21 protein-coding genes, 1 tRNA gene and 1 pseudogene are annotated in these 21,794 nt (G+C 36.9%); 16 read left to right on the top strand and 7 right to left on the bottom strand.

The window, feature by feature from the left end:
* Nucleotides 1-226: 226 nt before the first annotated feature.
* From F3G69_RS00730 to F3G69_RS00795, 14 genes and pseudogenes are all read left to right on the top strand, one after another.
* Nucleotides 227-1,045 carry an ATP-dependent protease gene (locus F3G69_RS00730; RefSeq protein WP_149714129.1) on the top strand — a complete coding sequence of 273 codons (819 nt, stop codon included), beginning with the start codon at nucleotides 227-229 and terminating at the stop codon, nucleotides 1,043-1,045.
* Nucleotides 1,046-1,057: 12 nt separating this feature from the next.
* A complete protein-coding gene (gene nosZ / locus F3G69_RS00735) occupies nucleotides 1,058-3,646 on the top strand; it encodes a Sec-dependent nitrous-oxide reductase (protein WP_149714130.1) in 2,589 nt (862 codons plus the stop codon).
* A gap of 83 nt (nucleotides 3,647-3,729) precedes the next feature.
* A complete protein-coding gene (locus F3G69_RS00740; protein WP_072595072.1) occupies nucleotides 3,730-4,485 on the top strand; it encodes a cytochrome C in 756 nt (251 codons plus the stop codon).
* The gene (locus tag F3G69_RS00745; protein ID WP_149714131.1) at nucleotides 4,478-5,734 is read left to right on the top strand and encodes a nitrous oxide reductase family maturation protein NosD; all 1,257 of its coding nucleotides are present in this window, start codon (nucleotides 4,478-4,480) and stop codon (nucleotides 5,732-5,734) included. The genes F3G69_RS00740 and F3G69_RS00745 overlap by 8 nt, the downstream gene beginning before the upstream one ends.
* Entirely contained in the window at nucleotides 5,727-6,404 is a 678-nt protein-coding gene (locus F3G69_RS00750; RefSeq protein ID WP_149714132.1) for a 4Fe-4S dicluster domain-containing protein, read from the top strand. Before F3G69_RS00745 ends, F3G69_RS00750 begins: the two co-directional genes overlap by 8 nt.
* Complete coding sequence (locus F3G69_RS00755) at nucleotides 6,401-6,949, top strand: c-type cytochrome (RefSeq protein ID WP_149714133.1); 549 nt, start codon at nucleotides 6,401-6,403, stop codon at nucleotides 6,947-6,949. The genes F3G69_RS00750 and F3G69_RS00755 overlap by 4 nt, the downstream gene beginning before the upstream one ends.
* Complete coding sequence (locus tag F3G69_RS00760; RefSeq protein WP_084109871.1) at nucleotides 6,949-7,410, top strand: c-type cytochrome; 462 nt, start codon at nucleotides 6,949-6,951, stop codon at nucleotides 7,408-7,410. Before F3G69_RS00755 ends, F3G69_RS00760 begins: the two co-directional genes overlap by 1 nt.
* A 2-nt stretch (nucleotides 7,411-7,412) precedes the next feature.
* On the top strand, nucleotides 7,413-8,312 hold the full coding sequence (locus tag F3G69_RS00765) for a NapH/MauN family ferredoxin-type protein (RefSeq protein WP_103589144.1): 900 nt from the start codon (nucleotides 7,413-7,415) through the stop codon (nucleotides 8,310-8,312).
* Nucleotides 8,313-8,321: 9 nt separating this feature from the next.
* A complete protein-coding gene (locus F3G69_RS00770) occupies nucleotides 8,322-8,975 on the top strand; it encodes an ABC transporter ATP-binding protein (protein ID WP_149714134.1) in 654 nt (217 codons plus the stop codon).
* Nucleotides 8,968-9,795: an ABC transporter permease gene (locus F3G69_RS00775; protein WP_149714135.1), complete on the top strand. Its 828-nt coding sequence runs from the start codon at nucleotides 8,968-8,970 to the stop codon at nucleotides 9,793-9,795. The genes F3G69_RS00770 and F3G69_RS00775 overlap by 8 nt, the downstream gene beginning before the upstream one ends.
* 135 nt (nucleotides 9,796-9,930) lie before the next feature.
* On the top strand, nucleotides 9,931-10,338 hold the full coding sequence (locus F3G69_RS00780; protein WP_149714136.1) for a tetratricopeptide repeat protein: 408 nt from the start codon (nucleotides 9,931-9,933) through the stop codon (nucleotides 10,336-10,338).
* Nucleotides 10,339-10,775: 437 nt separating this feature from the next.
* A pseudogene (locus F3G69_RS00785) lies at nucleotides 10,776-11,834 on the top strand (PepSY-associated TM helix domain-containing protein); the annotation flags it as partial.
* Entirely contained in the window at nucleotides 11,815-13,929 is a 2,115-nt protein-coding gene (locus F3G69_RS00790; protein WP_149714138.1) for a TonB-dependent siderophore receptor, read from the top strand. The pseudogene F3G69_RS00785 and the gene F3G69_RS00790, both read left to right, overlap by 20 nt.
* 88 nt (nucleotides 13,930-14,017) lie before the next feature.
* A complete protein-coding gene (locus F3G69_RS00795) occupies nucleotides 14,018-14,551 on the top strand; it encodes a chemotaxis protein (protein WP_149714139.1) in 534 nt (177 codons plus the stop codon).
* Nucleotides 14,552-14,558: 7 nt separating this feature from the next.
* Here F3G69_RS00795 and F3G69_RS00800 read toward each other — a convergent pair whose 3' ends face one another.
* The 6 genes from F3G69_RS00800 to F3G69_RS00830 form a co-directional block, all read right to left on the bottom strand.
* Entirely contained in the window at nucleotides 14,559-14,771 is a 213-nt protein-coding gene (locus F3G69_RS00800; protein WP_149714140.1) for a molybdopterin biosynthesis protein MoeB, read from the bottom strand.
* Nucleotides 14,771-15,070 carry a hypothetical protein gene (locus tag F3G69_RS00805; protein WP_149714141.1) on the bottom strand — a complete coding sequence of 100 codons (300 nt, stop codon included), beginning with the start codon at nucleotides 15,068-15,070 and terminating at the stop codon, nucleotides 14,771-14,773. Before F3G69_RS00805 ends, F3G69_RS00800 begins: the two co-directional genes overlap by 1 nt.
* A gap of 335 nt (nucleotides 15,071-15,405) precedes the next feature.
* A tRNA-Ser gene (locus F3G69_RS00815) sits at nucleotides 15,406-15,493 on the bottom strand.
* Nucleotides 15,494-15,538: 45 nt separating this feature from the next.
* Nucleotides 15,539-15,862, bottom strand: a complete 324-nt coding sequence (locus F3G69_RS00820) for a GNAT family N-acetyltransferase (RefSeq protein WP_223155857.1) — start codon at nucleotides 15,860-15,862, stop codon at nucleotides 15,539-15,541.
* A gap of 134 nt (nucleotides 15,863-15,996) precedes the next feature.
* A complete protein-coding gene (locus tag F3G69_RS00825) occupies nucleotides 15,997-16,800 on the bottom strand; it encodes a M48 family metallopeptidase (protein WP_149714142.1) in 804 nt (267 codons plus the stop codon).
* 438 nt (nucleotides 16,801-17,238) lie between these two features.
* Nucleotides 17,239-18,207 carry a putative transporter gene (locus tag F3G69_RS00830; protein ID WP_149714143.1) on the bottom strand — a complete coding sequence of 323 codons (969 nt, stop codon included), beginning with the start codon at nucleotides 18,205-18,207 and terminating at the stop codon, nucleotides 17,239-17,241.
* Between the two features lie 108 nt (nucleotides 18,208-18,315).
* On the opposite strand from F3G69_RS00830, the gene F3G69_RS00835 reads away from it, so the two are divergent.
* Nucleotides 18,316-18,762: a DUF411 domain-containing protein gene (locus tag F3G69_RS00835; RefSeq protein ID WP_149714144.1), complete on the top strand. Its 447-nt coding sequence runs from the start codon at nucleotides 18,316-18,318 to the stop codon at nucleotides 18,760-18,762.
* A gap of 44 nt (nucleotides 18,763-18,806) precedes the next feature.
* Here the strand turns inward: F3G69_RS00835 and F3G69_RS00840 are convergent, their stop codons facing one another.
* Nucleotides 18,807-20,120 carry a sodium-dependent transporter gene (locus F3G69_RS00840; RefSeq protein ID WP_149714145.1) on the bottom strand — a complete coding sequence of 438 codons (1,314 nt, stop codon included), beginning with the start codon at nucleotides 20,118-20,120 and terminating at the stop codon, nucleotides 18,807-18,809.
* A 201-nt stretch (nucleotides 20,121-20,321) separates the two neighbouring features.
* Here F3G69_RS00840 and F3G69_RS00845 point away from each other — a divergent pair, with 201 nt between their 5' ends.
* Nucleotides 20,322-21,632, top strand: a complete 1,311-nt coding sequence (locus tag F3G69_RS00845; protein ID WP_223154647.1) for a hemolysin family protein — start codon at nucleotides 20,322-20,324, stop codon at nucleotides 21,630-21,632.
* The last annotated feature ends 162 nt before the right edge of the window (nucleotides 21,633-21,794 follow it).

The following is a 21,794-nucleotide window of genomic DNA, read 5'->3' on the forward strand; positions in this document are numbered from 1 at the left end:
GATGTGCTTTTTGGGATTGATTCAATAGATAATAAATTTTATTAAAGCCATATTAGTATTGATTAAATCATAATGTCTATATAATGTAAATAATAAAATTTAAAAAAATTTATTGATATTTTTCTTTAAAAGCTTAAAAAAATAAATTAATCACTAATTTGCTTTTAAGAGTTAAGTATGTATAGTTTTTTTGCTTAATAAATTTATGATGAAAGTGCCTTGAATTATGAGATTTCTGCTTTGTATAAGTTTGTTTTTGATAACAGCTTTTGCCCAGCAATTAGGCTGCTTTATTAATGAAAGCAACCAAAGCATCGTCTTTATAAAAGATGGACAGATTAAAAATTTGGATCTAAAAGATACGATTTATAAAAATCAAGAGTGCGGAAATGATGGAGAATCCTTTTATATCGCAAATTTAAATAATGAGATTATTGAGGTAACAAATGAGAAAAATTTCTTATTTGCCATGCCAAATGTTGGCTGTAAAATTTCGCAAATTACGGCAATTAAAAATAAAATTTACGTAGCTTGCGATATGGCAAATGAAGTCAGCATAGGTGTTTTTGATAAAAATCTAAATAAACTTTTAACTAAAAATTATAAAGATGTTTATAAAATTTCAAGCCTTTTGCCAATTGATGATGAACTATTTTTTACAAGCTTTAATGGCAAAGCATTTTTGCTTGATAAAGAGCTTAATTTAAAAGAGAAAAAGCGTGTCGGCTTTGCTCCACTTAGTGCCTGTAAATTTAAGGGGAATGATATTTTGCTTGGCTTTAGAGATGGAGAAACTTTAGATTTTAAAAGTGGAATTAAAAAGCAAGTTTTAAAATCTAAAATTTCAGCTCTTGCGTGTATGGAGGATGAAATTTTTATAGGTGATGGGGATGGAGTAGTCTATAAATTTGACAAAGATCTTAAGCTAAAAGGGCAAAAGGCTCTTTTTGGCAATGAGATAAAAAGAATTTTTATAGATAAAGGCGTCTTAAATGGCGTAAATTTAGACAATGAGATAAAGAGTTTAGAGATAAATTCATTTTAAAAAGGAGAGTAAATGCAAAAGTTATTTTGTGTCGCAAGTGCTGCGTTGCTTGGGCTATCTTTAACGACTGCTTGTGCTGCTAGTAGTGACCTTGAAAAAGTCATGAAAGAGCGTGGGCTAAGCGAAAAAGATGTCCTTGCAGCTGCTAAAACTTATCAGCCTAGCGGTAAAAAAGATGATTTCATCGTCTTTTCATCTGGCGGGCAAAGCGGTCAAGTGCTAGTTTATGGCGTTCCGTCGATGAGAATTTATAAATACATCGGCGTTTTCACGCCAGAGCCTTGGCAAGGATATGGCTATGACAATGAGTCAAAAGCTGTTTTGAAACAAGGCAACATCAGGGGCAAAGAGATAACATGGGGCGATACACACCACCCAAATTTCAGTGAGAAAAATGGTGAGTATGTTGGTGATTATCTATTTATCAACGATAAAGCTAACCCAAGAATCGCAGTTATAAATTTGCATGACTTTGAGACAACTCAAATCGTTGTAAACCCTATTATGAAGAGTGAGCATGGCGGTAGCTTCATCACTCCAAATAGCGAGTATGTTATCGAAGCTAGCCAATATGCAGCTCCGCTTGATAACAACTACCACTCAATAGATGACTATGAAGCGGTTTATAGAGGCGCTGTAACATTTTGGAAATTTGACTATCCAAAAGGCAAGATCGACGAGAAAGAGTCATTTTCTCTTGAGCTTCCTCCATACTGGCAAGATCTAAGTGATGCTGGTAAAGGCGAGAGCTACGGCTGGGGCTTTACAAACTCAATAAATACTGAGATGTATACTGGCGGTATCGAAAAAGGCCTTCCTCCATTTGAAGCAGGTGCAAGTAGAAATGACACTGACTTCTTACACGTTTATAACTGGAAAATTTTAGAAAAACTTGTTCAAGACAAGAAAAACTATAAAGTTATAAATGGCCACAAGGTAGTTACAATAGATGCTGCTGTAAAAGCAGGTGCGCTATTTTTGATCCCAGAGTCAAAGAGCCCACACGGTTGTGACGTAAGCCCAGATGGTAGATATATCATTATTGGCGGTAAGCTTGATACTCACACATCAGTTTATGACTTTAGAAAGATCAAAGAGCTAATCGATAAAAAAGAGTATGCTGGCACTGACCCATACGGAATTCCTATCTTAGATAGAGAAAAGTCAATGCACGGACAAGTCGAACTTGGCCTTGGACCACTGCATACATCATTTGACTCACAAGATGGCGTACTTTATACTTCACTTTACGTTGATAGTCAAATCGTAAAATGGGACTATAAAAATTTAAAAGTGCTTGATAAGATAAATGTTCACTACAATATCGGTCACCTTGATACAATGGAAGGCAAATCAGCAAAACCAGTTGGCAAATATGCAATCGCTCTTGATAAACTTTCAATCGATCGCTTTAGCCCAGTTGGCCCACTTCATCCACAAAATCACCAGCTAATAGACATCACTGGTGCAAAAATGGATCTAATCTATGATATGCCAATACCACTTGGCGAGCCACACGATGTTGTTTCAATAGCTGCTAGCAAACTAGCTCCAGCGCTTACCTACAACATGGGTACAAACTCAAGAACAGGCGAGGCTAGCCCATATGCAACTCTAGCTGGTCAAGAAAGAGTTGAAAGAAACGGCAAAAATGTAACTGTCTATGCAACAATGATCAGAAGCCACATCAACCCAGAGCACATCGAGGTAAATAAAGGCGATAATGTAACAATTCACTTAACAAACCTAGAGCGCGCTCAAGATGAGACTCACGGATTTGGCATCGACCTTTACAACATTCACGCTTCACTAGAGCCTGGCAAAACCGCTTCAGTAAATTTTGTAGCTGATATGGAAGGTGTCTTCCCATACTACTGCACCGAGTTTTGTTCAGCGCTTCACCTAGAGATGATGGGTTATTTACTTGTTAAAGATCCAAATAAAAAATATGAATCTGCAAAAAATAACAAGCTAAAAACTCTAAGCCCAGAAGCTTTAAAAGCTGAATACGACAAAGTAATCGCAACTAATAAGGCAACTGACGATGTTATCCAAGAGGTTGTTAAGTACCTAAAAGAGAAACATTATGAGAAATATCCAAAGGTAAAAGCTTTAGTTGATGACGCACTTGACCAATACGGTCACATCAAAGAGGTAAAAGCTAAAGCTGACGAAGCTTACAAAAAAGGCGACGTAAACGGCGCTATCCTTTGGGAGTACCAAGTATGGCAATACATGGTAAAAACAGCTGACGTTGGCTTAAGAGCTAAAAATAACCTAGCTAAAGAGATCGCAACTCCGATGAGTCCAGCTGCTGCAAAAGGCGAAGAGGCTTATCTAAAAGGCGGTTGTAATGGTTGCCACGTTATCGGTCAAGTAAGCTCAGGTCCAGATCTAACTGGTGTTTTACTAAGACATGAAAATGGCGAAAAATGGGTGGCAGAATTTATCAAAGATCCTGCTAAGTTCTATAATGACGACTACATTAAATCAATGATTGATTACTTTAACCTTAGAATGCCAAATCAGCATATGAGTGATGAAGAGATCAAAAATATCATCGAATACCTAAAATGGGTAGATGAAAACGCTGGTATGTAGTTTTTAAAGGGGCATTTTGCCCCTTTTTAAATTTTAAAATTTTATTTTTAGCAGATGAAATTTTAAAATTTAAAGGAGAGATCATGAGTAAATATAAAATTTATACCATTGTTGCACTTGTCTTAATGACTGTTTGTTTTACTTTGCCTGTTCTTGGTTGGCACGGAGCAAAAGAGCGTATAGCTGATGGTGATGAACTACCATCTTATACTTACGGTATCTATAATCTTTATAGCTCATTTCAGTATAAAAATCACCTTTTATCAAAAGATGTAGCAAGCGATCTTCATAAGATGATCGAACAAAAAGCAGAGATTGGTACGCCATCTTTTCCTATCTGGTACGTCTCTCTTGAAGCTCCAAATTATCCAAAATCAGCCTTTCCTGATGGAATTCCTGTATATTTTCACGTAGATGGATATAGTGGTGACGTGCATGAGATGAATACGATAAATCACTACATTGGTATGTATCCTATGGAGCATGGCGGAAATTTAGAGCGAGCGATAGCACCTTATTATTTGCTTATTTCAACGCTTTGTATGCTTGCATTTTTGTATTACAATGGCAAATTTAACTCACTTCTTATGGTTCCAACGATTATCGCGCCTGTGCTATTTATGAGCGCATTTGCAGGATGGCTTTATTGGTATGGACACAATATGCAAGAGTGGGGCGCATTTAAGATTAAACCATTTATGCCAACAGTTTTAGGTGATGGTAGCGTTGCACAATTTACAACTCACTCTTATCCAAGCATTGGATTTTGGGTTATGATCGCTATGAGTGTATTTTGCATACTTGCAGTATTTTCAAAGAAAAAAGAGCTAAATGCGTAAAATTTTTATTTTTGCCCTTGCTTTCTTGCCTATTTTTAGCTCTGCAAATATCCTTCAAGATGCAATAAATAACGCTAGCCCTGGCGATGTTATAAAGCTAGGGGACGGCATCTATGAAGGAAGCATAACTATAAATAAGCCGCTTAGTATCGTTGGCGAGGGCAAAAACGCTCACATAAAAGGAAATGGTAAAGGCACAGTTGTAAAGATTATTGCCTCAAATGTTACGCTTAGAAATTTAAAGATAAGTGGTAGCGGAAATGACCTTGGTGAGCTAGATGCTGGCATTGGCTGTGATAAAGCAAATAATGTCTTGGTTACACAAAATGACTTGAGTGATGTGCTTTTTGGGATTGATTTTAAAGAGTGCAGCAGCTCAAAGATCACTGAAAATAACATCACTTCTAAAAAAGGGGCCAGTCTTGGTTTTAGAGGTGATGCCGTTAGACTCTGGTATAGTCATGAAAATTTAATCGAAGACAATTATATTTATGATAGCCGCGATATGGTTGCATGGTATGCAAGTCACAATAAATTTTTAAAAAATAAAGCGATTCGCGGTAGATACTCACTTCACTTTATGTATGCAAATCAAAATTTAGTCGAAAACAATGATTTTATCGGCAATGCAGTCGGAATGTTTTTTATGTATTCAGCTGGTTCAAATATAAAAAATAATCTTGTTATGGATAGTGACGGCGCTTTTGGTATTGGTATTGGTCTAAAAGATGTTTCAAATTTTACTATCGAAAATAATACACTTATCTATAATGCGAGAGGAATTTTGCTTGATAACTCGCCGTTTCAGCCAGGCTCAACGATAAATTTCTTAGGCAATAAAATTTTACACAACGTAGTTGGCGTATATTTTCACGCTACTCAGGGGACAAGTATCTTTGAAAATAATGATTTTATAGGTAATATGGATATCGTTGCGAACGATACTCCAGGTGATAAGATGGCATTAAATCGGTGGAGTAAAAATTATTATGATGAGTATGAGAGCTTTGATAGAGATAAAGATGGCTATGGCGATACGCCGTTTATGCACCTATCGTATGCCGATCAGCTTTGGCAGTATTATCCGAATTTGCAGTTTTTTTATGGCTCAAGTGTCTTTAGTATCTTAAATTTCTTAGCTAAACTCGCGCCATTTTCTGAGCCAATAAAGCTACTTGAAGATAGCACGCCAAGGATAAAACCACTTGATGCTTCAAATTTTAACGCGTTAAAGGCAAAGCGTGGATAGAAGAAAATTTATAATCTTAGGCTCAGTCGCAGCTGCCGCAGGATATGGCATAGGTAAAATTTTGCCAAAAAGTAGCGGCGATAAACTCTATCTTAGACCACCAGGTGCGGTTGATGACTTTGATGATCTTTGTGTTAAATGCGGTCAGTGTGTGCAGGTATGCCCTTATCATAGTATAAGTTTGCTTGATATAAAAGATGGATATTCAAATGGTACAGCATACATCGATCCTAAAAAGAGAGGTTGCTATTTATGTGATCTTTTCCCATGCGTGCTCGCCTGTCCAAGTGGTGCGTTAGATCATACTACAAAAGTTGTTGATGATGTGAAAATGGGCGTTGCTATCTTGAGTAATGCAAATGCCTGTATGTGCCTAAAAAGAGAAAAACTAAGCGAAGATAGCGTTGAAGATTTGCTTGTCCGCAAAGTTTATAACGATAGAGAAGAGGCAGAAAAAGATAAGATAAAAGGCAAAATCGGTCAAATTTGTGACCTTTGTGTCAGCATTTGCCCAGTTGGCGATAGTGCAATAGTAATGAGCGAAGCAAATTTGCCACTCATAAAGCATGGCTGTGTTGGGTGTGGGGTGTGTGCTGAGGTTTGCCCTGTAAAAATTATAAATATAGCCCCAAAAATGAGTTATGATGAAATTTATAAGGAGAAAGAATGAGATTAATAATGTCTTTAGTGGCTGCTGCTTTGCTATTTGTCGGCTGTGAAAATAGCGATGACAAAGCGCAAAAAGCAGCTAGCGAGCAACCAATAAATGTAGCCACGAGTGCTAGCATAAAGGTTGAAAAAAAAGAAAATAACCAAAGCACAAATAAACAAAATGACTTCATAAAATACGATATGCACGGCGAAAAGAGCGTAAAATTTGGACTTGAAGATAATAACGTAAGCCGTCAAATCGGGGCTTTAGCAATGGTAAGAACCCCTCTTCAAACTATAAATTTAAGACTTATAAAGGGTAGACTTAGCAAAAATTTCATTACAAAATGCTCAGCTTGTCACGATGATTACGCAAATGGCATCATCGGGCCATCACTTTTAACAAAAAGTGAAAATGAAATTTATACAATGATAAATGCTTATAAAAATAAAGAAAAAGTCAATGTTTTAATGCGAGATCTTGTTAAAAAAATGGATGATAGTGAAATCAGAAATTTAGCTAAAGAAATCAGTGATTTTAATACACAATTTAGGAGCAAATAATGAAAGTAGGAAAGATTATAACCATTATTTTAGCAGTAGCAATTTGCGGTATCATGGTTTTTATGTTAAGCCAGACTCCGCCTAAAAAGGAAAAAGTAGCAACTAATGCTCAGCCAAAAGTAGAGCAAAATTTTACAAAAGAGCAGCCAAAGTCTAGTGAAGAATTTGCCAGCGAAGATGAGCTAAAAAAGGTAAAAGAGCTAAGTCTAAGTGTGGCTAAAGTACACAATGAAGGCGTTAGCAAGCAATATCTAACAACTTGTGCTCCGTGTCATGGTGCAAATGCAAAAGGCGTCGTAGCTCCTGATATAACGCATCTAAGTAAGGATGAATTGCTTAAAAAGCTAGCTGATTATAAAGCTGGTAAGGTGCAAAACTCGCTTATGAAGGGGCTACTTACAAATGTTAGTGATAGCGAGCTTGAAAGCCTTGCAGATGAAATTTCTAAATTTAAAAAGTAAAAATGGACAAATATAACACTCGTGCGACGATTAGAAATGTAAGCTTTCTAAGCACGTTAATCACAACTACAAAAGATGGCAAAAAGCGTCCTAGTATACGATTTTGGCGCATTTTTACCATCGTTTTAGTTCATCTTTTATTTGTGCTTTCATATAGAGTTGATATACAAATTTTAGAAGGCGACATCAGTGCGTCAAGGATATTTGGTTTTCACTTGGCAGATGCTTTTATGAGCCTGCAAGTCTTTTTGGCGACACATGAAATCCATGTAAATTTAATAATTGGCTCACTTAGTATCTTGGCCTTTTATATCATTTTTGGTGGTAGAGGCTTTTGCTCTTGGATCTGTCCTTATTCGTTAATAAGCGAAATAGCTGAGAAGATCCATGAAAATTTACGCGCTAAAAAGATAGTAAAGCCACGAGTTTTTGATACAAAGTGGCGATATGTTTTTACCATTTTATTTTTAACCCTTAGCTTTGCTAGTGCAAGCCTTACATTTGAAATTTTTAATGTTGTTGGGATTTTTTCAAGATTTATTATCTATGGCTATTTTCATGCTATTTGGTTCGTTGTGGCCATGCTTATGGTTGAAATTTTCTTCTCACGTAGAGCTTGGTGTAGGTATGTCTGTCCTATTGGAGCTACTTACTCGGTGCTAGCTAAACCAAATGCCATAAAAGTTAGCTGGGATAAAGAAAAATGCGATCACTGCTTAGTTTGCACCGATGTTTGTCTAGTGCCTCACGTACTTTTTATGACAAAAAAGGGAGCAAAGCTTGACGAGAGCAAAAATATCTTTAGGATAGCCGGTGCTGATTGTACGCTTTGTGGTAGGTGTATTGATGTGTGTCATCAAGATGCGCTGAAATTTGACAACGGCTTTAAAAAACTCATATAAGGAAAATTTTTGATAGATATAAAAGAAGTAACGAAAATTTTTGGCTCGCAAAAGATACTTGACAATGTTAGCCTAAATGTAAAATCTGGCGAAAAAATAGCAATACTTGGACAAAATGGAGCTGGCAAAAGCTCGCTCATGCGTATCATTTTAGGCGAATTTATCCCAAATAGCGGAAGCATAGCGATAAATAGTGTAAATACTCTAAAAGATAGAAAAGGGGCTTTGAAATTTATCTCATTTGTGCCACAAACCCCACCACCGCTTAAATTTAATCTACGTGAGCTTTGTGAGTTTGTTTGCAAAAGCTCAAATGTAAAATTTGAAGAGATTGAGAAATTTAGCAAGCTTTTAGAGCTTGATTTGCATGCAAATTTAAATAAGCCATTTTATAAGCTCTCTGGCGGCATGAAACAAAAGATGTTAATAGCAATCGCATTTGCTAAGGATAGTGAAATTTTGATGTTTGATGAGCCAACGGCAAATCTTGATGTAAAAGCAAGGCTTTCTTTTAAAAATTTACTTGATAACTTCACGCAAAACAAAACACTTGTTTTTATCTCACACCGTATCGATGAGATAGCAAATTTATTAGATAGATGCGTCTATATGGATCTTGGCAAGATAATCAAAGAAGAAAATTTAAGGAGCAAGAGTGAATAATCTTTTTTTAATAGCAAAGCTTGATGTAAAAGAGTCTTTTCGCTCAAGATGGTTTGTGATATATGCTGCTCTTTTTTCTGCTTTGATGATAGGATTTTTATTTAGCGGCGTGACTGATTCACGTGTACTTGGCTTTTCTGGTCTTACTAGAGCACTGCTTTTGTTTATTCAAATTTGTGTCATCATTGTGCCTATTTTTATTCTCATCTCAACCGTAAGAAGCATAAATCAAGATAGAGATACAAATTTGCTTGAATACATCCTTAGCTTCCCACTAAGCCTTAGAGAGTATTACTTTGGTAAGGCACTGGGCCGTACATTTGTTGTTTTTGTACCACTTTTGTTTGCTCTTTTGCTTTGTGTTGTTGTTGGTCTTATAAAAGGTGTTGCGATACCTTGGGGTGTATTAATACTTTATTTTGGACTACTTTTTAGCTTAAGTATCATTTTTTTATCGCTTGGATTTTTTATCTCAAGCATGATTAAAAATCAAGAGACAGGCCAAGGCGTAGCGTTTTTACTTTGGCTTATAATGCTTGCGTTCATTGATCTAGCATTAATTGGACTTCTTATGCGAAGCTCGGTTGATGAGTACGTTATTTACGCTATTGCTATACTAAATCCGATAGAGCTTTTCAGGATAGCAGCGCTTAGTCTTTTTGATCCAAATTTAGCAGTTATCGGTACTGCATCTTATTTTATTTTAAGCACCTTTCCAAAAGCGACATTTGTAGCTTATGCGATTATTTATCCGCTTTTACTAGGCATTATTTTGCTAGTTTGTGGCTATTTTGCCTTTAGCAAAAAAGATTTGGTTTGAGATTGTTTTTTGTTAAAGAAAAGTTGGTTTTAAATTTAGACGAAACTTGTATTATTCCACTTGTCCAACAAGAAACCTCCTTTTTGTAATAGCTCCCTTTCCCCCAAAGGGAGCTAACTTCTTCCAAGGAAATTTATGAAAAAATCCATTTTATTTTTAGCATTTGCTCTTCTATCTTTGAATGCAAACTGGGATATAAATATGCAAGAGTGCATTAATAAAAGTGACGCTAAAGCTTGCGAGAGTTTTACAAAAAAGCTTTCAAGTGAGTGTGAGAATAAAGATAAAATTTCTTGCTTTATCTATGCAGATATGCTAGGGCGTGGCCTTGGTGCAAAAAAAGATACGCAAAAATCTTTTGAGATATTTAAATCGCTCTGTGATGACGGTAGTAGCGAGGCTTGCTATGAGCTAGCGACAAAGTATCTTCAAGGAAATGGCACTGAGCAAAGCTTTGATCTTTCTGCAAATGCTCTTGATAAAGCTTGCAAGATGGGTAGCAAGCGAGCTTGCAATGTATTAGAGCTTGTGTCTAAAAATTAGCCTAATTTTATGCTTGTACTAATTAAAAGAAATTTCTTAAATATAGTTTCTTTAAAGTTAAATTTACTTTAGTATTACTTGGAATTTCTTTTTTATTAACTAAAAATTTTATTAAAATTTATGCTTAAATAATACTATTTCATCGTCCTAAATGGACCCTCCTTTTTGTAACTGATAAGTCTTTGCTTCCCCCTTTTCTGGCTTTTCGTATACACAAAGAGGAGTTGCTTATTCTTTTAAAAATCAAATCTATTTATTTTTTTCAATTTACATTCTATAAAAATTTTTCTTTTCTGGAATCATAATTGATAATAGTTTTAAATATTATCAAAGTAAATTTTGTATAAGATTGCGAGCTATTATCAAAACCTACTATTAAAAGGCTTTAAAACAAAGTAAAATTTCTAAATCAAAAATTTTTTTATAAAGTACACACTTATTTATCTCTTTTATTTTTCATTCCACTTGCAGTAGTTTGTTTTAGCGGTGCGATCCTTGTTTATAAAGATGAGCTAAACAGCCTTCTTGCCCCAAATGTCGTAAATGTAAATTTAAACAAAGAAAATTTAAGCAAAAGGATCAGCTTTGATGAGCAAAGAGAGATCATCGCAAGCGAGCTTGACGGCTACGAGATGGTCGGCATAAATATCGATGCAAATCCTAAAAAACGTGACAAAATTTGGTTAATTGAGCACAATGACAGCCAAAAAGAGTGGAAATTTATCTATTTTGACGCTTTTAGCGGTAAGATAAAGAGCGAGCCACTTGCACATGATGAGGGATTTTTTGGAGTTTTAACCGAGCTTCATGAGTCGCTATTTCTTGGGAAAATTGGTCACGTTATCCTTACTTTAACCGCTATTTTCACGTTTTTTATCTGCATAAGTGGTTTTGTGATTTATAGAAAATTTTGGTTGACACTACTTAGGCTTCGTGTAAATAGGCTAAATGTTTTTATGAACGACATTCATAAAATGATAGGAATTTTTTCTACGCCTATTTTACTGCTCATTTGCATAAGTGGTTTTTGGTGGGAATTTCAGATGGCACGTATGCCAGAGTTTAAAAATGACTTCGTAATAGACGCAAAAATTTATAACAAAAGTTTATCCCTTGATGAGCTAGTGGCTAGATCGAGAAAGGACATAAAAGGCTTTGAGCCACACTTCATCTCGCTACCTTTTATGCAAGGAGCAAATATACGCCTTTTTGGCTACGTAAAAGATCAAAATTTATTGCATAACGAATATTCAAGCATATTAACTTACGATAAAAATAACGGCGAATTAGTAAGTATTTTGGACATAAAAAATGCAAATCTAAGTGAAGAAATTCTCTCAGCATTTAGAAAATCGCACTTTGGTAACTACAACCAAATCACAAAATTTATCTGGTTTTTGGTTGGCATTTCACCGCTTATTTTGAGCATTTCAGGGCTTTATTTGTGGATAAAAAGAAATTTTAAAAGGAGAAAAAATGAAAAAATTTTTAATTAGTTTGGTTGCATTAAATTTGATGCAACCTCAAATTTTTGCTAGCCAAAGCGATAAAATTTTAGAAGCAGTCGATGTCGTGGAGAGCGAGCGAAGAGATGATGCAAACTACTTTGCAAAAGAGCTTGTAAAGAGCACAACAAGGCTAAATTTAACCTCTCGTCAAACGCCCCAGTCGCTAACTGTGCTAACAGAAGCTAGGCTAAAAGATCAAGGTATCAAGGACTATCAAGTGCTTCTTAGAAATGTCCCAGGCGTCACGCTAAACAAATGGGACGAGCGCGTATATCCGACGGCTCGTGGTTTTAAGATAGATTATTACTTGCTTGATTCGATGCCTAGTTTTGGTGGCTTTAGCCTTGGCGCAAATGATATGAGCTTGCTGCCTTATGAAAGAGTTGAAGTGGTAAAAGGAGCAAATGGCCTGCTTGCAGGCGCTGGAAATCCGGCTGCAAGCTTAAATTTCATAAGAAAAAGAGCAGACTCAAAGGAGCTAAAAGGAAATTTTGGCATAAGCGCTGGCTCATACGATAGATACGGCGTAAATGGCGATGTGCAAACGCCAGTAAATGAGAGCGGAAGCGTCAGAGCGAGGCTATCTTTTACGCATGAGAAGTCGCACTCTTATATGGATTATTACAACCGCAAAAATAGCGCGATTTACGGTGTAGTCGATAGCGACATAGGCGATAACTCATGGCTTAGCCTTGGTGCGTTTTATCAAGAGCTAAGACGCCACGGGGGTAGATGGGGCGGTATGCCAGCATTTTACACAGATGGCTCTAGGACAAATTTTAGTAAAAATGAAATTTTCTCTCAGCCTTGGACTAGATGGGATATAAAAACGCTTGATTTCTACGCTGATTTTAAGCACTACTTTGAAAATGAAGCGAGCTTAAATTTAAGCTACTCATTTAGACGGGCAAATACTGATTCAAATTTACTCTACTACGGCGGAGCGGTAAATTTAGATGGCACCGGCAATATAAGTGATCTTTACATTTATGCAAACAAAAGAGAGGAGAACATCCACAACGTCGATGCGTATGCAAATATCCCTTACGAGATAGCAAATTTATCTCATGAGTTTGTCTTTGGCGCGATGTATAACAACTATAAAAAAAGTAGCGATAAGGTAAGTAGCTACTGGCTGCAAAGGACTACGCCAGCTGGCCTTGCTTATACAGCTAGAAGCAGGATTGATTTTAAAAATTTACACCTTGATGATCCAAAGTTTCCTTACGAAGATCAAAACAACAAAGACAAAACGATACAAAAGGCATTTTACGCGGCAAATAAACTATCAATCACTGATGAGCTTAAATTTTTGCTAGGTGCTAGGGTGAGCTACTACAAATACGAGATCGAGGGCGGCAAAGATAATAGAAATTTCACAAATGAGATCACGCCATATCTTGGCATCACTTATGACATCGGAGCAAACCACACTCTATATGCTAGCTACACAAGCATATTTAAACCTCAAAACGCAAAGGATGCAAATGACAAGTATCTTGATCCGATCCAAGGCAAGGACTATGAAATGGGCATCAAAGGCGAGTATTTTGACGGGGCGCTTCAAGCAAGTCTTGGCGTCTTTAAGATCGTGCAAGACAAGCTTGGCATAAAGACTGGCAGGAAAAATCCAGCGACAAATGCCGATATATATGAAGCTGGCAAGGGTGTGACAAGCAGGGGTGTCGAGCTAGATCTAAACGGCGAGATCACTAAAAACTTAAGCCTAAGCTTTGGTGCAACGCACTTTAACGCAAAAGATGCTAAAGGCGAGAAATACGCCACTGACTCATCAAGAAGCACGGCAAATTTATTTGCAAAGTATGAGATCAGAGACTTTAGAGTAGGGGCTGGAGCTATGTATAAGAGCAAAATTTACACTGGCAAAGGCGCAGATGAAATCACACAAAAAGGCTACACTTTAGCTAATTTAATGCTTGGTTATAAATTTGCTAAAAACTTTGATGTACAGCTAAATATCGACAATCTCTTTAATAAAAAATACTATGAGGGTATCGGCAAAAACATGATGGTTTATGGCGATCCACGCACATTTAATCTAAGCTTTAACTACAATTTTTAATCTAATTAAATCACCAGCCAAATAAGCTGGTGATAAATTTCAACTCCTAAAGTGTATAATTAGAAAAATATATTTTAGGATGAGTGTCATGTTTAAAGTGGAGGTTATTTATAAATTCTGTCTTGTTTTAGTTCTTATTTTGGGGCTTTGTATACTCGCATTCTCTGGTGTAAATTTTGCACTTGGCGAATATAGCGAGTATCTATTAAATGCCCATAAAATCGCGGGTTTTTTAATATTGCTTGCTGCAACACTTCACATTATAAATCGTAGAAAAAAGCTAGTAAAGCTAATGAATGAAACGATGGATGTGCTAACACGCAGTAAAAATCCAAGTATTTGCAACATGGACCGAATCATCGCATCGCTCGAGCCATACAGCATAACTGAAATTTCGCACATGTTGGGCTTTGACAAGGCTATTTTTTTCGAAACTTTACGTAAAAATGGAGTTAAATTTAATGACGCTAGCCAAACTCTACGCCAGATCGCGCGAATGAATGACGAAAAGATATTTTTTGTGCTAGTTCTTATTATCGAGGCAAAATTTGGCAAGAGATTTTGCGGCGAACTAAAGTACAAACGCGGTGGAAAACTTAAAGATAAAAAAATGGTCGCGTAGAGTTAGCTTAGCCTTTGCTAGCTTGTGCCATGCAGATGAAGCTATCTTTACTCCAGCGCCTAAATGCGCAGTCATAGCAACTCCTCTCACCCCCACAAGCCATCTCTTCTTCGTCATTATCTAGCTTAAATTTAGTGCAGTTTTGAGCTATTTCTCGTGCTTTATCGTAGTTAAATTTGCCGAATCTAAACTCGCCTTTTTCATTAAAATTTAAGCTCATTAAAAATCCCGAAGCTCTTTTATATTTAAATTTCTAAACTCACCATTTTTGTCTTTTTGCACGAGTAAAGTTGCCTTGTGATCCCAAAATATAGGCTTTAAAGCCCCATCTAAATTTATCATCTCATCTTTTGCTAGTTCTTTAAAATTCTCATCCAAAACCGCTTCGATAAAAGGAAGCTCTATGAGCTTAGCAACGCTTAGCTTTGGCTCATTTAGATTAAATTTGCCCCTTATCTTGCCATCATCGCCGCTAAGTCTAAGCCCCCTATACCCGCGAGCGCGCAGGAGCTCATACAAAAGACGCGCTGGGGGCTTGGCGGCGAGCTAAGCAGCACGGAGGAGGCGCGGCTAGTGGAGTATTTTAACAGCGGCAAATACAAACCGAGACAAGGATTTATGCACTGGGCGTTCGTAACTGTCGATAAGGCAAATAGAATCTAAATTTAAGAATATAGTTAAAATTTTTCCTAAAATGGAGCAAATTTGATGCTAGTTATATGCCTAACTATGACAAAAGTAAAAGATAATTGGCAAGATTTTAGTAAGTTTTAAAAAAGTAGTCTTTTGCTTAGTGCCAATGTTTTAAGCAATAAAAATAAAGGTCAGTAGACTTTAAGTTATAGATAGTTTTATGGCGGGTAGAGAGAGATTCGAACTCTCGGTGAGTTGCCCCACACACGCGTTCCAGGCGTGCTCCTTAAACCGCTCGGACATCTACCCATAAAAAGTGTGGAATTATATCTTTATTTGCTTAATGCTTGGCTTTTAGAGCTTTAGTCCCAAGATAATAACACTTTTGTACTCATTATCCATCAGACAAATGCTGGGCAATTTATCCCATTTTTTAAACCCAAATTTTAAAAATAGCCTAAGATTTGTTTTGTTTTCACTAAATATCAGAGCGATAATTTTTAAATTTAGCCTCTTTCCCTCATCTAGACTGTGGCTTAAAAGCTGCTTGCCAATACCAAGAGCCTTTTTAGCTACATAGATGCTTATCTCTACGCTTATATCGTAAGCGATTTTAGGATTAAAGTCACTTAGTGAGCAGTAGCCTAAAATTTCACCATTTTCTTTATAGACAAAGATTGGGCGAGAGTTGTTACGGGCTTTAAGCCAAGACTCTTGCTAACTAGCCGAATATCAGCAGTCGTAGTTTTTCTAAAATGCACTAGTTAGAAAATTTGAGCAATCATTTCAAGATCGCTCAAATTTTTTGAAGTCTAGCCTCTTTTGGCAGCTTGGTAGACTGGCTCAAGCTTTGCTGCGATCTCTTTTAGGTCTTTTATCCTGCTCTCGTTTGATGGGTGAGTGCTTAAAATTTCAGGCACCTTTCCGCCACTCATCTTGCTCATTTTTACCCAGACTTCGACCGCTTCTTTTGGATCGTATCCAGCTCTTGCCATTAGCTCAGTACCGATGTGATCAGCCTCGGTCTCATGCGAGCGAGAAAACGGCAGTGATATGGTGTATTCGCTAGCTAAATTTAGAGCATTAGCTCCAAGATCGCCAAGGCCAGTAGCTGTGGCTATTGCAAAGATGCCTATGCTTTTCATCTGATCAGCACTTGCTTGCTCCCTGCTGTGCTCCCTAAGAGCGTGTGCGATCTCGTGTCCCATGACTGCAGCTAGCTGTGCATCTGTTAAATTTAGCCTTTTTATGATGCCACTATAAACGACTATCCTGCCCCCTGGCATACACCAAGCATTTAGCGTATCTTCGTTTATGACATTTACTTGCCACTTCCATTTTAGGGCATCATCCCTAAAAACGCCAGTTTGAGCGATGAGTCTTTTAGCGATATCTTGAACTCTTTTTGTAAGGATCGGATCAACGTTTAGCTCGCCTTTGCTTCTAGCAGCTGTTAGTGTCTTGACATAAGCTTGGGCTGAGCTTTGCTCCATAGCTTCTGATGAGACTAACATAAATTGCTTACGATCAGCACCAACAACACCTGCTTTTGTAACGCTTGAGCAGCCAGTGAAGAGCAAACTAGTCGCTAACAATGTAAGTAAAATTTTTTTCATTTTTATCCTTTTTGGACTAAAATCTTGCGTATTATAGCCTGAGTTAGATATGCATTGTTAAACGAGGGGGAAATTTAATTTTTGGAGCTGAAACGGCTTGCAAATTTTAAAATTTGTCAGAAATTTTCTAAAATAAAACGCATGCAGTGCGCCAGCACGATTGCATGCCGCTCCTAACGTGCGAGGGGTTTAGGGGATTCAAAAAGGGGGATAAGGGGACGGCTTCGTAATTCAAGTCCCCTTGTCTCCCTTTTAAATAAAAAGAAATTTACGAATTTAATAAAGCTATTTTGCAAATTTTAAAATCTCATTCACTCGCAAGAATTGACTACTAAAATTTGGCTTCGCTTATAGCTTAGCTCAAATTTTAGAGCCGAAATTACTCGCTTATGAAATTTTAAAATTTACTAGAGTTTATTTAGTATGTAAATTTAACCCTTACGCCTTATAGTTTATATTTCTCTCAAATTCTCTCAAACGTTTATTTACAGATCTTAGCTCTGTTATCGTCGTCCAGTTGTCGATAAATACGCTAAAACTCTCTCTAACTTGAGAAAAAGCGTTGCTAGCTTGTATAAGCACACCAAGCGTTATAACGCCGCTAAATAGGCCATTTCCCATGATGATATAAGGCACGATGACAAGAATTTGTGAAAATGAGATGAGCCAAAGGTTAAAGTAGCCGTAATGCAAAAATAGTTTGTAATAATTTAACTTTACGCCCGTAAAAAGCTCTAACATGACGTTTGGTTGGCAAAATTTGGACTTATCATCTTCGCCGTAAACTAGCTCTTTTCTAAACGCCGCTTCTGCTTTTTGGTTGTTATACTCGATATGCGGGAGTTTAATGCCCACAAACCACGAAATAATAAGACCACCGATGCTAATTATTAGTGCGATATAAACAAGTGAGCCTTCGATATCTTTGATGTAAGGTAAACTCACACTCTTACTTAGCTCCCAAAGCACTGGTATAAAGGCAATTAGCGTCATGATCGCCCTTAAAACCTGCACACCAAGGCTTTCCATTATTTTGGCAAAGCGGTAGACGTCTTCTTGGATACGCTGCGAACTGCCTTCGATGTCACTTTTGCAGTTTTGCCAAAATTTTAGATATCTAAACGTCATCGCCTCTCTCCAGCGAAAGACCCAGTGGCTAGCAAAAAATGAGATCACAGTGTAAGTCACGACATAAGGCATAGCGATTTTTATAAAGTTAAAAATTTCTCGCCAAAACTCACTTACATCATGATCTTTTGAGTTTTGCACGATGTCGTAGAAATTTTTATACCACTCGTTTATACGGACATTTAGGTGCGTTTGATAGACAAGAAGCAAGATGATAAATATCGCTCCGCCATAAGCCCAGAGTACCCATTTTTTATCTTTAAAAAATGATGAAAACATAAAGTGCCTTTTGTAAATTTTGGCGAATTATAGCAAGCAATATTAAGCATTTATATAAAATTTAAATGTGAGCTATATCATTTTGCAAATTTTACGTAAAGGAAAATGATGAAAAAATTAGCATTTTTGGCTCTTGGCTTTTTTGCAACATTTGCATTTGCGGCTGATATGAAGGTCTATAAAAGCCCAACTTGTGGATGTTGTACTAGCTGGGGTGAGGCGATGCAGAAGGCTGGATTTAGCGAAGAGGTCATAAAAGTAGATGATATAGCAAAAGTTAAGAAAGAATTTAACGTACCGCTAGAGCTTTCAAGCTGCCATACAGCAATCATCGATGGATATATCATAGAAGGTCATGTCCCAGCCGATGAGGTAAAGCGCCTACTAGAGCTTAAGCCAAAAGATGTAGTTGGTATCGCAGTGCCTGGCATGCCGATGGAGAGCCAAGGTATGGAGCAAGACAGTAAAGCCGAGCAATACGATGTTATTTTATTTAAAAAAGATGGCTCACAAGAAATTTTTGCCACTTACATCGGCACAAAAAAACTAAGATAACTTCAAAAATTTTTAAATTTAGCTCATTTTTTGGCGAGCTAAATTTAAAAAGAAATTCCCTTACTTACGGCTATGATACAAAGTAAAAATGTTAGCGGAACGTAGATAAATTTGCCTACAAAATACCAGAAATTACCATAAGATTTATTTGCTCCAGAATTTATCTCGTCTAAAATTTCATCTTTTTTAATAATCCAGAACCAAGAAATAGCACCGATTACCGCGCCGATTGGAATGATATAGATAGAGACAAAGTCCATCCAAGGCCCCCAACTGCTAATAGGCTCCATAAATGCTCCTATGCCAAAGCAAACTGCACAAAGTAGCGTGAGTGTCCAAAATCTACTAAGAAACGGAAATTTATGCATTAGTGACTCGGCGACTACTTCAAACATATTTTGAAGCGAGGTGATACCGCCAAAGATAACAGCTGTAAATAAAATAATGGCAAAAATTTGTCCACCGATCATATTTTGTAAAATTTTTGGAAGCGTTACAAAAAGCAGCTTTGGACCTTCGGCTGGATCCATAGCGTAGGCAAAGACTGCTGGGATCATAACAAGAGCGGCCACAAGAGCTGCAATAGTATCAAAAAAGGCCGTAGTTTTAGCACTTTCAACGATATCTTCATCTTTTGAAAGGTAAGCTCCATAAACTATCATGCCAGATCCTGTGATAGAGAGCGAGAAAAAGGCTTGACCCATCGCAGAAATCCATACCATCGGGTCTGCAAGCTTACTAAAGTCAGGAATAAAAAGGAATTTATACCCATCAAATGCATTTGGTAGCATCGCGACATTTATGGCTAAAATGCTAAACAATACAAAAAACAGTGGCATCATTATTTTATTAGTTTTTTCGATACTTTTTGCTCCAAAAAATAGTGTAAGAAGCGTGCCAACAACGATGATAAAATGATAAGGCAAGACTGAGTAATCTTGAAGTGCAAATGAGTTAAACCAAACGTTCGTATCAACGCTCATAAATGAGCCAGTAAGTGCCTGAGTAAGGGCTTTTAGCACGTAGGCGATGATGACTGCGTAGCCAATAGCTATACAAAGTGAGCCAGCAAGCGGAAGCCAGCCGATGATACTGCCAAATACGCCTAAATTTCTACTTTGCCAAGCATATTTATATGATCCAAGCGTACCAGTTTTTGCACGTCTGCCAATCGCATACTCCGCACTTAGACCAACGTATGAAAAAAGAGCTATGAAAAAAACATAGATGAGTAAAAACGCCGCACCGCCATTTGTGCCAAGTTTGTAAGGAAAGCCCCAGACATTCGCCATGCCAACTGCTGATCCAACACAGGCCAATATAAATGCCCAACGCGATGAAAAATTCTTTTTGCTCATTATGAAATCCATGAATTTATTGATAAAAATAATGTTATCAAAATATAATTTAAGAACTTTTTATAAATCTTAAATTTAAGAAATGTTGTTACTTTTGGGTGTAGATAATTTGACCGCTAAATATAAATTCGCTATAATCAGGCAAAAATTTTTAACTCTTAAGGATCATAATTGAACCCCAGTAGCGATAATTCGCTTTTAATGGTAATACTTGCCATTGTATTCATTTTACTAAATGCCTTTTTTGTTTTATCAGAATTTTCTCTTGTTAAAGTTCGTAAGTCTAGACTTGAAGAGCTTATTAAGGAGAAAAAGCCAAACGCTCAGCTTGCTTTTGAGATGTCAAACAAGCTTGATACTTATCTTAGTGCCACTCAGCTTGGCATCACACTAAGCTCACTTGCTCTTGGTTGGATTGGTGAGCCAGCGGTTGCAAGACTTATAGAAGCTCCACTTAAAAATTTCTTCAACTTTAGCGATATATTAGTTCATACGGTTGGTTTTGCGATTGCATTTACGCTTATTACGTTACTTCATGTTGTAATGGGCGAGCTTGTGCCAAAGTCAGTTGCTATCGCAAAGGCTGAGACTTCAGTGTTAAAAATCGCTCGTCCACTTCACTTTTTCTGGGTACTATTTTCGCCTGTAATTAAGCTTTTTGATATTTTAGCAACCATTGGACTTAAAATTTTAGGCATCCAGCCAGCTAAAGAAAATGAACTAGCTCACTCTGAAGAAGAGATAAAAATCATCGTTGGTGAGAGCTTAAAGGGTGGCGTGCTTGATAGTTTTGAGACTGAGATCATTAAAAATGCAGTTGATTTTAGTGACACAGTCGCAAAAGAGATCATGACGCCAAGACGCGATATGATCTGCATAAATAAACAAAAGAGTTTTGAGGAGAATTTACAAGTTGTATTTGAGTCAAAATACACTCGCTTTCCTTATATAGACGGCTCAAAAGATATCATTTTGGGCATGATACACATTAGAGATATTTTGCAACTTCACTTTAGCAAAGATAAAGAGAAGAGTTTTGACTCAATTGTTCGTAAATTTGTCATCGTGCCTGAGAGCCTTTCTATTTCAAAAGTGCTTGTAATGATGAATAAAGAGCAAATTTCAGCTGCGCTCGTAGTTGATGAGTATGGCGGCACAGCCGGACTTCTTACGATGGAAGATATAATGGAAGAGGTGCTTGGTGATTTTAATGACGAGCACGATGAAGTTGATCAGCACTATAAAAAGATAAATGACAATATTTACGAATTTCAAGGCAGATATGATCTAGAGAGCGTTGAAGAGGTTCTTGGTATAAGCTTTGATGAAGAGACAGATCAAGTTACAATCGGTGGATATGTCTTCAACCTAATCGGTCGCTTGCCAGTTGTAGGTGATAAGATCGAGGATGAAAACTGCTACTACGAAGTAAGAAAGATGGATGGAGCTAGCATATCACGAGTCAAAGTTAGAAAAAAGATAAAAAATGAAGAGGAGAGCATTCAATCTTAAATTTATATATTTATGGCTTAAATAAGCCATGTTATGTAAATTTCTATCAATATTGTGATGCTCTAGACCCAATTTCACCATCGCTTATTTCACTAAATTTTTGTTTTAGACAAGTCTTCTAGTTGTAGTCAAACAAAATAAACTCATATAAATTTTTTAGCA

The sequence above is a fragment of the Campylobacter concisus genome, from assembly GCF_902460625.1.
In the GTDB taxonomy this organism is placed as follows: Bacteria; Campylobacterota; Campylobacteria; order Campylobacterales; family Campylobacteraceae; genus Campylobacter_A; species Campylobacter_A concisus_AD.